The organism is Comamonas sp. E6, assembly GCF_001010305.1.
Taxonomy (GTDB): domain Bacteria; phylum Pseudomonadota; class Gammaproteobacteria; order Burkholderiales; family Burkholderiaceae_C; genus Comamonas; species Comamonas thiooxydans.
On record NZ_BBXH01000013.1, the window covers coordinates 143447 to 158532 of the forward strand.

The 15086-nt window shown below is 62.6% G+C and carries 16 protein-coding genes; 13 read left to right on the plus strand and 3 right to left on the minus strand.

The genetic code is table 11. From position 1 onward, the window contains the following. Positions 1-138: 138 nt before the first annotated feature. From metG to soxZ, 8 genes are all read left to right on the plus strand, one after another. On the plus strand, positions 139-2286 hold the full coding sequence (gene metG / locus CSE6_RS12670; protein WP_034391661.1) for a methionine--tRNA ligase: 2148 nt from the start codon (positions 139-141) through the stop codon (positions 2284-2286). 184 nt (positions 2287-2470) lie between these two features. Further along, entirely contained in the window at positions 2471-2740 is a 270-nt protein-coding gene (locus CSE6_RS12675; RefSeq protein ID WP_238585691.1) for a hypothetical protein, read from the plus strand. 339 nt (positions 2741-3079) lie between these two features. After that, a complete protein-coding gene (locus CSE6_RS12680) occupies positions 3080-3409 on the plus strand; it encodes a c-type cytochrome (protein WP_034391663.1) in 330 nt (109 codons plus the stop codon). Further along, positions 3409-4686 carry an NAD(P)/FAD-dependent oxidoreductase gene (locus CSE6_RS12685; protein ID WP_034391665.1) on the plus strand — a complete coding sequence of 426 codons (1278 nt, stop codon included), beginning with the start codon at positions 3409-3411 and terminating at the stop codon, positions 4684-4686. Before CSE6_RS12680 ends, CSE6_RS12685 begins: the two co-directional genes overlap by 1 nt. Before the next feature lie 188 nt (positions 4687-4874). Continuing rightward, positions 4875-5897 carry a YeeE/YedE family protein gene (locus tag CSE6_RS12690; protein WP_034391667.1) on the plus strand — a complete coding sequence of 341 codons (1023 nt, stop codon included), beginning with the start codon at positions 4875-4877 and terminating at the stop codon, positions 5895-5897. A 184-nt stretch (positions 5898-6081) separates the two neighbouring features. Continuing rightward, positions 6082-7413, plus strand: a complete 1332-nt coding sequence (locus CSE6_RS12695; protein ID WP_034391727.1) for an FAD/NAD(P)-binding oxidoreductase — start codon at positions 6082-6084, stop codon at positions 7411-7413. 159 nt (positions 7414-7572) lie between these two features. Further along, a complete protein-coding gene (locus tag CSE6_RS12700) occupies positions 7573-8061 on the plus strand; it encodes a thiosulfate oxidation carrier protein SoxY (RefSeq protein WP_034391670.1) in 489 nt (162 codons plus the stop codon). Between the two features lie 190 nt (positions 8062-8251). After that, positions 8252-8581: a thiosulfate oxidation carrier complex protein SoxZ gene (gene soxZ, locus CSE6_RS12705; RefSeq protein WP_059440703.1), complete on the plus strand. Its 330-nt coding sequence runs from the start codon at positions 8252-8254 to the stop codon at positions 8579-8581. Between the two features lie 142 nt (positions 8582-8723). On the opposite strand, the gene CSE6_RS12710 is transcribed toward soxZ, so the two are convergent. After that, entirely contained in the window at positions 8724-9431 is a 708-nt protein-coding gene (locus CSE6_RS12710) for a YitT family protein (RefSeq protein WP_003065804.1), read from the minus strand. A gap of 321 nt (positions 9432-9752) precedes the next feature. Next, positions 9753-10259: a hypothetical protein gene (locus CSE6_RS12715; protein WP_034391675.1), complete on the minus strand. Its 507-nt coding sequence runs from the start codon at positions 10257-10259 to the stop codon at positions 9753-9755. Between the two features lie 106 nt (positions 10260-10365). On the opposite strand from CSE6_RS12715, the gene CSE6_RS12720 reads away from it, so the two are divergent. From CSE6_RS12720 to CSE6_RS12745, 5 genes are all read left to right on the plus strand, one after another. Then, positions 10366-10824, plus strand: a complete 459-nt coding sequence (locus CSE6_RS12720; RefSeq protein WP_034391678.1) for a hypothetical protein — start codon at positions 10366-10368, stop codon at positions 10822-10824. 377 nt (positions 10825-11201) lie between these two features. Then, the gene (locus tag CSE6_RS12725) at positions 11202-11408 is read left to right on the plus strand and encodes a DUF3460 family protein (protein WP_003051953.1); all 207 of its coding nucleotides are present in this window, start codon (positions 11202-11204) and stop codon (positions 11406-11408) included. Positions 11409-11478: 70 nt separating this feature from the next. Further along, positions 11479-12336 carry a ScpA family protein gene (locus CSE6_RS12730; RefSeq protein WP_003065796.1) on the plus strand — a complete coding sequence of 286 codons (858 nt, stop codon included), beginning with the start codon at positions 11479-11481 and terminating at the stop codon, positions 12334-12336. Between the two features lie 136 nt (positions 12337-12472). Beyond that, complete coding sequence (gene queE / locus CSE6_RS12735) at positions 12473-13111, plus strand: 7-carboxy-7-deazaguanine synthase (RefSeq protein WP_034355711.1); 639 nt, start codon at positions 12473-12475, stop codon at positions 13109-13111. Between the two features lie 157 nt (positions 13112-13268). Further along, positions 13269-13634, plus strand: a complete 366-nt coding sequence (locus CSE6_RS12745; RefSeq protein WP_034391679.1) for a 6-carboxytetrahydropterin synthase — start codon at positions 13269-13271, stop codon at positions 13632-13634. A 165-nt stretch (positions 13635-13799) separates the two neighbouring features. Here the strand turns inward: CSE6_RS12745 and CSE6_RS12750 are convergent, their stop codons facing one another. Beyond that, positions 13800-14828 carry a porin gene (locus CSE6_RS12750; protein WP_059440704.1) on the minus strand — a complete coding sequence of 343 codons (1029 nt, stop codon included), beginning with the start codon at positions 14826-14828 and terminating at the stop codon, positions 13800-13802. Between the last annotated feature and the right edge of the window lie 258 nt (positions 14829-15086).

The window sequence follows — 15086 nt, forward strand, 5'->3', positions numbered from 1 at the left end:
AACTACGTAATTAGCTATAAAAAACAAAGCAACTGCCGTTCCCGAACGAACTCGGCGGGCGCCGCCGCAAAACCCGCGCCCGCAGCCTGGCGCCAAGCCCTTCTAGAATGACAGGTTCTCTGTGAAAGCTGTTTCCTCATGACCGCACGCAAACTATTCGTCACCACCGCCCTGCCGTACGCCAACGGCAACTTCCACATCGGCCACATCATGGAATACATCCAGGCCGACACCTGGGTGCGTGCACAGCGAATGCAGGGCAATGCGGTCAACTTCGTGGGTGCCGACGACGCCCACGGCGCGCCCATCATGATTGCCGCCGAAAAGGCCGGCAAGACGCCCCAGCAGTTCGTGGCCGACATCGCCGCCGGCCGCAAGCAGTATCTCGACGGCTTCCACATTGCCTTCGACAACTGGAGCAACACCGACAGCGCCGAAAACCACGAGCTGTCCAAGCAGATCTATCTGGACCTGAAGAAGGCCGGCTTCATCGAAACCCGCACCATCGAGCAGTTCTTCGATCCCGAGAAGAACATGTTCCTGCCCGACCGCTTCATCAAGGGCGAATGCCCGCGCTGCCACGCCAAGGACCAGTACGGTGACAACTGCGAAGTCTGCAGCTCGGTCTACGCGCCCACCGATCTCATCAACCCGTTCTCGGCCCTGTCGGGTGCCACGCCGGTGATGAAGTCGTCCGAGCATTTCTTCTTCAAGCTCTCCGACCCGCGCGCCGTGGATTTCCTGACCGAATGGACGCAGAACGGCAAGCATGTGCAGCCCGAAGTGGCGGCCAAGATCAAGGAATGGTTCGGCGTTCGCACCAACCCCGACGGCTCGACCAGCGAAGGCCTGGACGACTGGGACATCAGCCGCGACGCGCCCTATTTCGGCATCGAGATCCCCGACGCTCCGGGTAAGTACTTCTATGTCTGGCTCGATGCGCCCGTGGGCTATCTGGCATCGCTCAAGGAACTGCTCAACCGACGCGGCGAAGACTACGACGCCTATATGGCCGACCCCGACCTGGAGCAGTACCACTTCATCGGCAAGGACATCATCACCTTCCACACCCTGTTCTGGCCTGCGATGCTCAAGTTCAGCGGCCGCAAGACGCCGACCAGGATCTGCGTGCATGGCTTCATGACCGTGAACAACGGCGAGAAGATGAGCAAGAGCCGCGGCACTGGCCTCGACCCGCTCAAGTACCTGTCGCTCAAGATGAACCCCGAGTGGCTGCGCTACTACCTGGGCGCCAAGCTCAACGGCAAGAACGAAGACATCGACTTCAATCCCGAAGACTTCATGCTGCGCGTCAACTCCGACCTGATCGGCAAGTACGTGAACATCGCTTCGCGCGCCGCAGGCTTCATCAGCAAGCGCTTTGACGGCAGGCTGGGTCAGGTAAGCGAAGACGGCCAGGCCCTGCTGGCCGCGCTTCGCGAGCAGCAAACCGCCATCGTCGCCGCCTACGAGGCCCGCGACAGCGCCCGCGCCGCGCGCGAGATCATGCTGCTGTGCGACAAGGTCAACAGCTATGTGGACGCCAACAAGCCCTGGGAACTGGCCAAGAAGGAAGGCATGGATGCGCGCCTGCACGATGTGTGCACGACCTGCATCGAAGCCTTCCGCATCCTGACCATCTACCTGAGCCCCATCCTGCCCGGCGTGGCCGCCGAAGTGGCCCGATTCCTCATCGTGCCGCCCGAGAGCTTTGCCGACGTGGTCAAGCCCCTGGGCGCAGGCCACCAGATCGGCATCTACCAGCATCTGATGCAGCGCGTCGATCCCAAGCAGCTCGAAGCCCTGTTCGAAGCGCCCGCCGGCCAGGCCGCCCCCGCCGCCGAACCCGCCAAGGCCGAGAAGAAGGCTGCCAAGAAGGCCGAGCCCGTGATCGACCCCAGTGCCCCCGGCGGCGAGCCGCTGGCCGAGACCATCAGCATCGACGACTTTGCCAAGGTCGATCTGCGCATCGCCAGGATTCTGGAATGCAAGACGGTCGAAGGCTCGACCAAGCTGCTGCAGCTGACGCTGGACGTGGGCGAGAAGGACGAAAACGGCCAGCCCAGGACCCGCAACGTGTTCAGCGGCATCAGCAGCATGTACCAGCCTGAGCAGCTGCAGGGCAAGCTGACGGTGATGGTGGCCAATCTGGCACCGCGCAAGATGAAGTTCGGACTGTCCGAAGGCATGGTGCTGGCCGCCAGCCACGCTGACGAGAAGGCCCATCCCGGCATCTATGTGCTGGAGCCCTTCCCCGGCGCCATGCCCGGCATGCGGATTCATTGATCTCATGATCCCCCCTGAGTCGCCTTCGGCGCCTTCCCCCCGAGGGGACGACACCTTCGCCGCGAGGCGGCAGGGCCGCCTTAGGCGCTTGCCCGGTGTCTCCTCCCGGGGGCGTGCCTCATCAGGCTCCTGCGGCTTCTGGCTGGCTGGAGCTTTTTTATGCCTGGCGCTTTCGGGCTGCACCGTGATCGCCGTCACCGGCACTGCCATCAGCGTGACGGCCGGGGCCGTGGGCCTGGCCGCCGATGCCGCCATCGGCACGGCCAAGATCGTGGGCAAGGGGGTTGGCAAGGCCGCCGATGCCTTGATGGATGAGGATCAGCCCGATGCCAGCGGCGTGAATATTCGCTACCGCGATCCGTCGGCAAGCGCTCCCGCAGCGGCAGAAATGCCGGCAGCGACCGCCAACACCATACCTGCCGCGCCCTCTGACGGACTGCCGCCGCAAAACTGACGAATCACCCGTATCCGTTCACAGGAAACCGCATCGCGCTACACATCAGATAGCGCAATGCGGTTTTTTCATGCCCTGGCGCGCACCCACAAGCACAAGCGCAGAGCATAACTAAATAACCAATAACTTCCTGTTACACCACCGGGATATTGAGCTTGTCAGAGCCGGTCCGCTTCCTAGAATCCGACTCCATCAGCTCTGCCTGCTCCGCCCCTGCCCAGAAGAATGCTCGACATTCACCACACATAACAAAGGCCGCGCACATTCAGGCATCGAGGTCATAAATCCCCCACGCGGCCTTGCGTGGGGACAACGGGAGGCCCCATGCGATCGAAACCCTTGCTCACTTCAGCGCGCTCTGCGCTATGGCTGGCTCTTGCCCTGGCAGCGCCGCTGCCCAGCCTGGCCAGCTCTGCTGCCACCTCCTTGCGTGTGCAGGATGTGGCCGTGCTGGCTGCCAGCTGCGCCAACTGCCACGGCCCGGACGGCCGCTCCACGGGCGTCATTCCCCAGCTGCGCGGCCTGCCCGAGGCCCATCTGCTGCAGCGCCTGCAGGCCTTCAAGGCCGGCACCGCCAAGGACGCCACCGTCATGACCCGTCTGGCCAAGGGCTACGACGATGAGCAACTCAAAGCGCTGGCCCAGTGGTTCAGCAAGAAGGGCCAGTAATGCAGATCAATCGTCGTCAAATTCTCGGCGGTGCCGCCGCCGGCGCAGCCAGTTTCGCCGTGCCCGCCATCGTGCAGGCCAAGGCAGCTTCGGCCCATGTGGTCGTGATCGGAGGCGGCTTTGGCGGAGCCACGGCCGCGCGCTATCTGCGCCAGTTCGCACCGCATATCCAGGTCACACTGGTGGAGCCGGCCGAGCGCTTCTATACCTGCCCCTTCTCCAATCTGTACCTGGCCGGCCTGCGCAGCTGGGACAGCATAGGCCACGGCTACGGCGGTCTGCGCAAGGCCGGCGTGAACGTGGTCCATGCACGTGCCGACCAGGTCCTGACCGACTCCAGGCGCGTGCTGCTGTCCAACGGTCAGGCGCTGAGCTATGACAAGCTGGTACTCTCGCCCGGCATCGACATGCGCTGGAATGCACTGGAAGGCTATGACGAGGCGGCCGCCCAGCTCGCTCCCCATGCCTGGAAGGCCGGAGCACAGACCCAGTTGCTCAAGAAGCAGCTCGAAGCCATGCCCGACGGCGGCAAGTTCGTGATGGTCATCCCTGCCAACCCTTTCCGCTGCCCGCCCGGTCCCTACGAGCGCGCGGCCATGGTGGCGCACTACCTCAAGAAGCACAAACCCCGGTCCAAGATTTTGCTGCTGGACGACAAGGATGCCTTCTCCAAGCAAGGCCTGTTCATTCAGGGCTGGAAAGCGCTTTATGGCGACATGATCGAATGGGTCAAGCAGGCCGATGACGGCAAGGTCACGCGCGTGGATGCCAGGAACCTGGAAGTGGAAACCGCGTTCGGCACCAGGCACAAGGCCGATGTGCTCAACGTCATCCCGCCCCAGAAGGCCGGCTTTATTGCCGACCGTGCCGGCGTGACCAATGCCAGCGGCTGGGTGCCCGTCAAGCCCGAGTCCTTTGAGTCCACTCAGGTCCAGCATGTCTATGTGCTGGGCGACGCCACGATTGCTACGCCCATGCCCAAGTCCGGCTTTGCCGCCAATACGCAAGGCAAGGTGGCCGCTGCCGCGATTGCCGCCGAGCTGAGCGGCCAGCCCCTGCCTGCGGCGGCCTTTGCCAACACCTGCTACAGCTTGATCGGCACCGACTACGGCATCTCCGTGGCCGGCGTCTACCGCACGGCGGCGGGCAAGCTGATCGAGGTGCCAGACTCCGGCGGCGTGAGCCCCTTGAACGGCGATGCCGCCTTCCGAAAGGCCGAGGCCGACTACGGCGCAGCCTGGTACAAGGCGATCAGCGCGGATATCTGGGGTGCTTGAATAGAGGCATCCCCCTGAGGCGCTGACGCGCCTTCCCCCTTCTCTCGCGACGCTTCGCTTGCGGGAAGGGGGACGCTGGCTTTGCTGCGGGGCGGCCCTTGCTCGCCAGCCCGAGCGAAAGTTCACGCTTCATGCGCCTGGTGTGAATCTCTGCCGCCCGCCCTCCTCTGCTTTATTGAACGACTGATATGTTGTTGTGGTCTGTTTTTTTGCTGGGCATGGCCTTCGGCGTCGCCGCGCGTCTGGGGCGTTTCTGTCTGCTGCGCGGCCTGCGCCAGCAGATGGGGCGAGATACCGAAGTCGCTGCGGGCCAGGCACCTGCACTGCAGGCCTTTGCCCTGGCATTGGCCGTAGCCTTGCTGGCCTCGCAGGGGCTGCAGGCTCTGGGAATGCTCGATCTGAGCCAGGCCGCCATTGCGCGGCCCAGCTTTTCCATGGCTGGCGTGCTGATTGGTGGTTTGCTGTTTGGCATCGGCATGGTGCTGGCACGCGCCTGCGGAGCACGCTCTCTGGTGCTGCTGGCGGGAGGCAATCTGCGCTCTCTGGTCACCCTGGTGTTTCTGGCGCTGGGCGCACAACTGGCCATGACGGGTGTGCTGACGCCTCTGCGCCTGTGGCTGCAGGCCCTCGCCCCCCTCACTCTGGCCCAGGCCACCTTGCCCGCCTATCTGTCTTCCCTGAATACATGGCTGCTGACGCTTGCGCTGGCCTTGCCGCTGCTGGCCTACGCCCTGCTGCGTCCCGGCCTGCGTCAAAGCCGCTTGCAGTGGGGCAGTGCGTTGCTCATAGGCCTGCTGGTGGCTGCCGGCTGGTGGCTGACTGCGCATATCGGGGTCGATGAGTTCGAGCCGGCCCGCCTCACCTCGCTGAGCTTCATCGGCCCGATCGCCGAGACCCTGCTCTATCTGCAACTGTCCGTGGGCCGCGAGCCCGGCATAGGCCTGGCGCTGACGGCAGGCGTGCTCGCCGGCGCATTTCTCGCAGCCTTTGGCAGTCGCACGGCACGCTGGGAAGGCTTTGACTCCACCAGCCGGCTGGCTGCCAGCGCCGGTGGCGGCCTGCTGATGGGCATTGGCGGCGTGCTGGCCGCAGGCTGCTCCATAGGCCAGGGACTGAGCGGGCTGTCCACGCTGTCGCTGGCCAGCTTTGCGGCCGTCGCCGGCATCCTGCTCGGAGCGCTTCTCAGCCTGCGCCTGCTACGCCAGCAATAGCGCTGGCTTCGCTTGGGTATTCACCTCCGGATCAGGGCCTGCTCCTAGAATCTGCAGCCACCAGCTCTGCTTGTGCCGCGTGTCGGCTGAGAGGCAATCCCATCGCGCTGCGCCCAAGCTTGCTTCCCTCCCCCGAATCCGAGGCCTTGATCAGACCTTCATTCCCATTACAGGAGCAATGCTCATGCAACGTCGCCATTTCCTCTGGACTCCGCCCGCACTCGCCCTGGGCGCCGCTGCCGGCCCGGCAATGGCTGCACCCGCCATCATCAGCAGCCAGTCCCCCATCCTGCCGCGCAAGGGCAAGGGGCCGCGCATCGTGATCTGCGGCGGCGGCTGGGGCGGCATGACGGCGGCACGCTATCTGCGCGAGCTGATTCCCGCTTCCGACGTCGTGCTGCTGGAGCGCAATCCGACCTTCTGGTCCGGCCCCATGAGCAACAAGTGGCTGGTGGACATAGTTGGCACGGACTTCGTGAACCGCGACATGCTGCACCCGGCCAACAAATATGGCTACACGCTGCTGCAGACCGAAGTCAAGGGCTTCGAGCGCGACAAGAAGCTGGTGCGCACGGCCCATGGCCTGATCGAGTATGACTTCCTGATTCTCTCGGGCGGCATTCGCAACGATTACGAGGCCTGGTTCGGCAACGACCAGCGCGCCATCGAGTACACGCGCACCCACTTTCCCAACGCCTACATCCCCAATCAGGAAATGCTCTCGCTCAAGAGCAAGGTCAAGAACTTCAAGGGAGGCACGCTGGTGATGACGCTGCCGCCTCCACCGCATCGCTGCCCGCCCTCGCCCTATGAGCGCGCCTGCCTGATCGCCTGGCATATCAAGAAGAACAAGATTCCCGGCAAGATCCTGATCCTCGACCCCAAGCCCAAGATCGCCCCCATCGGCGTGGGCTACAAGCAGGCTTTCGAAGAGCTGTACGCAGACATCATCACTCATGTGCCCAATGCCGGCATCAAGGAAGTGGACCCCTTCAACAAGCAGATCAAGACCGCTGCGGGCGACTTCAAGTTCGACGACGCCATCCTCATGCCGCCCCACCAGGCCGCCGACATGGTCTGGAAGGCGGACCTGATAGGCAAGGATGCCGCCACCGGCAAGCCCACGGGCTGGGCCGATATGCATAACCGTCTGTTCCATGCCAGGAGCGACGACCGCGTCTACTTTGTGGGCGATCTGATGGGCGCGATCTCGCCCCAGTTCGGCCACTATCCCAAGAGCGGCCATGTGGCCAACTACATCGGCAAGATCGTCGCCCGGAACATTGCCGAGCGCGTGGCCGGCAAGGAGGTCGTGGCCCGGCTGCCCGACAACCTCTGCTACATGATGGTCAACGGCGACCCTCAGGAAGAAATTTCGGTGAAGTTCGAATACGAGGTGGACGCCAGCGGCCAGGTCAACCAGACCCAGATCGACATGGACGTGCGCACCTCCGATCTCGTCAAGGAAGACTTTGCCTGGATCAACGGCAAGTTCGGTGATTTCTTGGGCACTTAAATCTCCCCCTGAGCGGCCTTGCCGCTTCCCCCTCTCTCTTCGGGAGGGGGACGACGCCCTCTGCTAGGCGCCCCCGCCGCGAGGCGGCTCTTGCTTGGCGTCTCTCGCTTGGAGCCGGTGCGAGTTTTGAAGTTTTGTTGATTGGATTGAAGAGAAGCAATGTTCAAGAACACCACCCGTAGAAGCATGGTGCTGAGCGCGGCGGCAGCCGGGGCCAGTCTGGCTCTGCCCGCCCCTGCTCTCGCCCAGGCCAAGGCTCCGTTGGTCGGACCGCTGGCCCCCAACCCGGCCGAGTTCAGAAAAGCCATGGAGCAGTTCACGAGCGGCAAGCCCGGCCTGGCCGAAGGCCTGCAGCTCGATGTGCCCGTGCTGGCCGACAACCCCAGCGCCGTGCCCGTCAAGGTCAAAGTGACGCTGCCCATCACCGAGCAGGACTGGTGCGAGGAGATCATCGTGCTGGCCGAGCTCAACCCCTCGCCGCTGACCTGCCGCATGCAGTTCACTGCAGCAGCCGGAACGGCCGAGGCGGCGGTGCGCATACGCCTGTCCCAATCGCAGACTGTTCACGCGCTGGCGCGCATGAAGAGCGGCAAGGTACTGGTCGCCAAACAGGCGACGACCGTGGCCGCCAGCGGCTGCGGCATGTGAATCTGGAAACACCCCCTGAGTCGCTGCGCTCCCTCCCCCTCTGTTGTGCCACGCTTTGCGTGGCCGAGGGGGACACCGCCCGCGCGGCAGGTCGGTCTTTGCGCGGCGGTTGCTGGCCCAGGCCCACTTCTGGTTCGGGGCGTAGTTGCATCCACATTCACGATGGATGCCTGAACTGAAAGGAATTTAGATGAATAAGCCACCCCGCGTCTGGGTCAGCAATGCCAGCCCCAAGAAGGGCGAAGTGCTGCGCGTGCGCGCGCAGATGGAACATGTCATGGAAAGCGGTCTGCGCACCGACCCGGCCACGGGCAAGGTGCGCCCGCGCAATATCGTCAGCCGCTTTGAAGCCAAGCTGGGCAATACCTTGCTGTTTGCCTGGGAGCCAGGTATTTCGATTGCCCAGAACCCTTATATCGAGTTCCCCTTTGTGGCGCGCGAAAGCGGCGAGCTGAATATGCAGTGGAAGGACGAGCAAGGCCAGACACTGAGCGCCCAGAAGACAATCAGCGTCACCTGATCGCGAGAGCCATGAGAAATGGCTCCCCACGCTTGCCCACTACGTGTGGCCGCGGCCCCTCCGAGAGGGCCTAGGCGGCACGACGATGAAAAAGCCCCGTCCGGTTTGCACCGGAGCGGGGCTTTTTCATGGATGACAGACCTCAGTTGCCCTGATAGCGGCCGGGGCGATGGCTGATCCACAGGAACATGCTCATGATGACCGCAGCGAGCACCGAATACGCCACACGCTCCAGCGGCACGATAGCCAGCGCCAGCAGCACAACAGTGCAGTCGATCATCATCTGCACCTTGCCGGCGCGAATGCCGTAGCGGTCCTGCAGATAGAGAGAGACGATGGTGGCTCCGCCCAGGCTGGAATGATGCCGTGCGAGGAACAGGCAACCCGACCCCATGAGCAAGCCTCCAGCCACGGCCGCATAGAGCGGATTCAGATAGTCGATATGGATGAAGCGCGGGCCCACATCGGCCATCAGCGCCAGCATGGCAACCGAGACAAAGGTCTTGATCGTGAACTCCGCGCCCATGCGCTTCCAGGCAAACCAGTAGAACGGCAGATTGATGACGAAGAAAATGGCGCCGAAAGGCAGTCCCGTCACATAGTGCAGCAAAAAAGCCACGCCCGCCGTGCTGCCCGTGAGCAGTCCCGCCTGCGCAAACAGCATCATGGTGATGGAGACAAACAGCGAGCCCGTGAACAGGGCCTGCGCGTCCTCGAAGCGGCCATGGCGCAGGCCCGAAGTGGCCGGCGCAGCAGCAGCGGGGGCATCCATGCGGCCGGCCAGAGCAGAGCTGGCCGAAGAAGATAGCGGTGTCGACATGTCGGGTAAGACAGCAAGATTGATGCCCATGATCTCGATAAAGACTGGGGCGAGCCGGTGCGGATAACACCGGGAAACCCCTTAATTTTACGGATGGACTCATGCTGTATGCACATGATTTGCTGCAACGCAACAAATCTCGAAGGGGAATTTCAGGCGCAACTCCGTCGTATATTTCAAGCTTTTCGGCATCCATCGCTTACAGGGAAAGCGTCAAAAGCTATCAATTCAGAAGCATCTCGACTCCCCCGCCACCACAGCATTCAGGCCCTCTTCAGACCAGAGGCAAAAAAGCCCTGTCTGCGCCATCGTAAACAGGGCTTTGAACAGATCCGGTGGCTTTGCAGGCGATCAGCCGCGCGACTCGTCGGGCAGGCGCTCGCGGTTGAGCGTGCGCAGCACCCGGCCATCGGAGCCAAAGGTGACCGTAAACTGCATCTCGCGAGTGGGCGGATCGATGTAGTTCCAGTCCCAGTCGGTTTCCTGCTTGAGCTTGTAAGTCATCATCTTGGCGGGCTTGCCCAGCATGCGGCGCACCTCGTTTTCCTCCATGCCGGGCACGACCTTGGCAAACACATGCGGAGCCAGCACCTGACGCAGCGCGCTCATCTTGCCGTCAGTGTCTATGGTGATCATGTAGTTCCTGGCACCGGCCGGCTGACGGTTGTACTCGAAGGTTCGCGAGCCGTCTTCCTCGTTCCAGATGCGCTCGGGCTCGCCGAACCGGGCGCGCACATCGGCCTCGGTGGACAGGCCTTCCTCCAGCTCCTTGATCTTCTGCTCGTCGCAGCCCAGCAGCGCCAGGGTGCTGATAGCAGCCGCCGCCAGGGCCGCTGTCACACGGGAAAAAATATTCATGGGCTTGGATCACAATGCTTGCCAGACAGAATGCGAATTCTGACATCAAGCCACCCGCGCACGCGCGCCACTTTTGCAAACGCTTGTCAAAACGGAGCTATCCCCAGTGAGCACAACCATAGAGCAGCTGTTTTCCCAATTCACCAGCGCCGCACAGGCGGCCCAGGATCAGCAGGACAAATGGCTGATCATCGATCCCGTCTACGAACATCTGGAGACACTGCAGGACGCCGCACTGGAGCAGGTTCTGCCGCATATCCTGACGCTGATCGAAACCTATCCCGAACTGGACTATGGCGGCCCCGGTCCGTTCGGTGGCCTGATCGAGGAGCACCCCATGGCCGCCTACACCCCGGCCTTGCTGGCGTCGCTGGAGCGCCAACCCAGTGTGCAGGTGATAGGCTGGCTGGACCGCACCATGCGCGTGGACGAGGACTTTCAGCGCGGCGACCCGAACCCGGTCGGATCCGCCGAATTTGCCGCTGTGCTGCGCAAGATCGTCGATTCGCCATTGGCCTCGGACGACTGCAAGGAGTTCGCGCAGATCTGTCTCAAGGATCTATAAGAACGAGCTTGCGATCTCTACGCAGCCGCGTTGGAGCGCAATCGGGATGAGTTCGAAGCGGTGGCTCGCCGCTTGCACCGGGGTGCAAGCAAGAGTCAGCGCGAAGAAATCGCCCGATTTCGCTCCAACCCTTCGGGACAGTGTCTTTGCGGATGCCCGGTCAGGGGCGGTCTGCGGCGTTGCCTCGCCGTCCGCGCAAATCCTCGCAACAGCAGAGCTATTGCTGCGGTATCGCGCGCGGGGGGCCGCCCCCTGGCATCCCATCCCGCAAAGCCTCTGTCGCGGCGCGAGGAGATCGCAAGCACGTTCTAAAGGCCCGGAGCGGGCCTGGCGTCCGCGACGGGCTAAAATCCGCTGTTCTGAGAGGTTTTACACATATGTCTTTCTTCCGCCGCCCCGACTACCGTTCCGACACCACCAACTTCATCAACGACCTGAAGCAGCAAAAGCCTGAGCTGGACAAGCAACAGCAAGCCGGTCGCGCCCTGCTGTGGGACAAGGACGTGAACTATGAAGTCTGGGAAGATCTGCGCGCCGGTCGCGTGGAACAACAGCCCTACGTGTACCAGACCAACCACTCCTGATCTTTTCGATGAAATCAGCCTCAAGCGCTTACTCATCAAGCGCGCTCAGCTCTGCAATCCATAGCAGACCATGAGCGAGGCTGAAGAACAGACCCTGTTGCCGGGCCAGAACCCGGACGCTTCTGATCCGTCGCCTTCGGTCGTCGATCAGGTGGCCCTGGCACGCCTGTACGGCGAGCCGCTGTTTGCGCTACCGCAGGATCTCTATATCCCGCCCGATGCGCTGGAAGTCTTTCTCGAAGCCTTTGAAGGCCCGCTGGACTTGCTGCTCTACCTGATCCGCAAGCAGAACTTCAACATCCTCGACATCCCCATGCTGGACGTGACGCGCCAGTACATGACCTATGTGGACGAGGTGCGCAGCCGCAATCTGGAGCTGGCAGCCGAATATCTGCTGATGGCGGCCATGCTCATCGAGATCAAGTCGCGCATGCTGCTGCCGCCCAAGAAGCAGGAGGACGGCGAGGAAGCCGAGGATCCGCGCGCCGAGCTGGTGCGCCGCCTGCTCGAATACGAGCAGATGAAGCTGGCCGCCCAGCAACTGGGACAGCTGCCCACCTACGGGCGCGACTTTCTCAAGGCCACGGTCTATATCGAGCAAAGCCTGCAACCGCGCTTTCCGGATGTGGAAATCGGCGAGCTGCAAGCCGCCTGGCGCGACATCCTCAAGCGCGCCAAGCTGGTGCAAAGCCACAAGATCACACGCGAAGAGCTCTCGGTGCGCGAATACATGAGCCAGATCCTCAAACAGTTGCAGGGCCAGCGTTTCGTGGAGTTCGAGCGCATCTTCAATCCGGAAAAAGGCTCGACCGTGCTGGTCGTGACCTTTATCGCCATGCTGGAGCTGGCCAAGGAAACGCTGATCGAAATCACCCAGGCCGAAGCCTACGCGCCGATTTACGTGCGCCTGGCCTATACCCCGGTGTGAGGCCTGGGGCCGCCGGCAAGGCAAGCGCCTTGTAACCCTATGGCCCACCAGAAGTTCAGCAAGGGCTTACATTCGCATCCTGGGCTGCAGCATGTCAGCCTCCTGTTCCACCGCGCCTTGACGCGACACCTACGACATGACATACAGCGTCAAAGAAATTTTCTACACCTTGCAGGGCGAAGGCGGCCAGGCCGGCACGCCGGCCGTGTTCTGCCGCTTTGCGGGCTGCAATCTGTGGACCGGCCGCGAGCAGGACAGGCCCAATGCCATCTGCCAGTTCTGCGACACCGATTTTGTCGGCACCGACGGCACGCTGGGCGGCAAGTTCGCCACGGCCGATGAACTGGCCGAGCGCATCCTGAGCCAGTGGCCTGCCGACGACAGCCGGCACCGCATGGTGGTGCTGACTGGCGGCGAGCCTTTGCTGCAGGTCGACCCAGCCCTGATCGCCGCCCTGCATGCGCGCGGTTTTCGTATTTCGGTGGAAAGCAACGGCACGGTGGCCGCACCCGAGGGCATAGACTGGCTGTGCATCAGCCCCAAGGCCGGTGCGGACTGGATTCAGCGCAGCGGGCAGGAGCTCAAGCTGGTCTGGCCTCAGCCCACGTTCGACCTGGCGGCCATTGAAGCCAGCACCGAGTTCCAGCACTATTTTCTGCAGCCCATGGACAATGCCCAGCAGGGCAGCAATATTGCCGCCTGTATCGCGCAATGCATGCAGCGCCCCGGCTGGCGCCTGAGCCTGCAAACCCACAAGCTGACGGGCATTCGATGAAACACCCCCTGAGTCGCTTCGCGCCTTCCCCCTCTCTCTCTACGCGGGAGGGAGACGACAGCCTCGCTGCGGGGCGGCGCGGCCGGCCCAGGCCCTTGCTTGCTGTCACTGGCGTTGGTGCGCGCCGGTTGCATGCGCAAAGCCAGAAATAACGTTTATGCAGTTCACCGTTCACCAGCGTTTTTTCTTCGATGCCGCCCATACCCTGGAGCGGGCTATCGAGACCGAGGGCAGCCGCCGTATTCACGGCCACACTTATTGGGCGGAAGTCAGCGTGAGAGGCCCGCGCAATCCGGACAACGGCATGGTCATCGACCTCGGCCACCTGCGCGCGCGCCTGGAGTTGCTGCGCGATCAGCTAGACCATCACTTTCTCGATGAAGTGCCGGGCCTGGGCAAGCCCACGCTGGAAAACCTCTGTCTCTTCATCGCCAATGCCCTGGCCGACCTTGAGCCTGCGCCCAGCCGCATCCGCGTCTGGCGCGACAGCATCGGCGACGGTTGCGTGCTCGATCTGTCCTGAAGACAGCCGCCGCATAAGCCCCGAAACAAACCCCAAAAAAAGGCCCCGCTATTGCGGGGCCAGCTTGCTGAGAGTCAGACGGCTTCCCCACCAGGAGGCCTAACTCGGCAAGATCATCAGGCAGCAGAGTGCGGCAGCCGCCGCAGCTCTTTGCTGCCCATGCTCTTAGAAATTGTGGCGCAGGCCGATTTCGTAGCCCGTCAGGCTCTTGCCCACAGCGGGTGTAGGGCTCAGCGACGAACCCAGCTTGCGGGAAGCCTTGTCGTCATTGCTCATGCGCGCCACGGCTGCATAGATTTCGGTGCGCTTGGACAGCTTGTAGCCATAGCCCAGGGCAAGACGCTGGGAGTCCGCATCGTTTTGCTTCTTGTCCTTGTACCAGGTGTAGGCAGCACGCAGTTCGCCGGCGCCCAGAGGCATTTTCACGCCCAGGCTGTACAGATCGACACGCTTGCCGTTGCCGCGGTCGGACGCGATCAGCAGCATGGGAGTGACAACGCCGAAGTTGTAGGAAGCGCCCAGATTCATGGTCTTGTAGTCCACGCCAGCGGCAGCCGTGCCGCCGCGGGCGATGCCGTAGGCTGCGGCAACGTTCAGGGGACCGTTGGCATAGCCCAGACGCAGGCCGGTGGAGCTGGCCAGGCTGTGGTCGTCGGCCTGCTCGCCGAAGCTGTGGGTCAGCTGACCGTAGACGCCACCCAGCTTGGGCAGCAGATAGCTGATGGCATTGGAGTTGCGCTTGGGGTTGGAGCCTTCGGAGGTGCCTGCAGCCGAGCCGCTGATCAGGTTATGGCCGTTGATGGCGCCCATGCCGTAGTCGCCAAAGGCATGGAAGGTTTCCAGGTTCTGGTAGGCGGGGGTCTTGTCGCGACCCAGGCGGACTTCACCGAAGTTGCCCAGCAGGCTGACGGTGGAGCGGCGATCGAACTTGAAACCGGAAGCCGTGCCGTCGTCCACGCTCAGGCTGCCCTCCAGCCAGAAATCGGCCTTCAGGCCGCCGCCCAGATCTTCCACGCCGCGAAAGCCCAGACGGCTGCTGGAGTTGCCGCCGTTGGCCAGGCCGGAAACGCTTTTGCCGGTCGTGGAGATGTGGGCCACCGACACGTCGGCCACGCCAAAGACGGTCACGCTGGATTGAGCCAGGGCACCGGCGGAAACGGTCAGGGCGGCAAGGGCGAGAAGAGTTCGTTTCATGCTGTTCACTTGTTTGTAGAAATGAGAAAGCCCATGCAGTACGGAAATGGCCTGCCTTGGACGGGCCCCGTCTGGGACTGAAGTCATTAAACAAAGTGAAAATGAAACATTAATTACAACCCTTAAATTCTCAACAAAACAACAATCTCAACCACAATCGTCACATCGTCCTACATCAGCGGTTGGCAGAACTATCGACATCGAGAATGCGCAGGCGCCGCATTTCCCTGTCAATGCCCTCAATGAACTACATGGGTT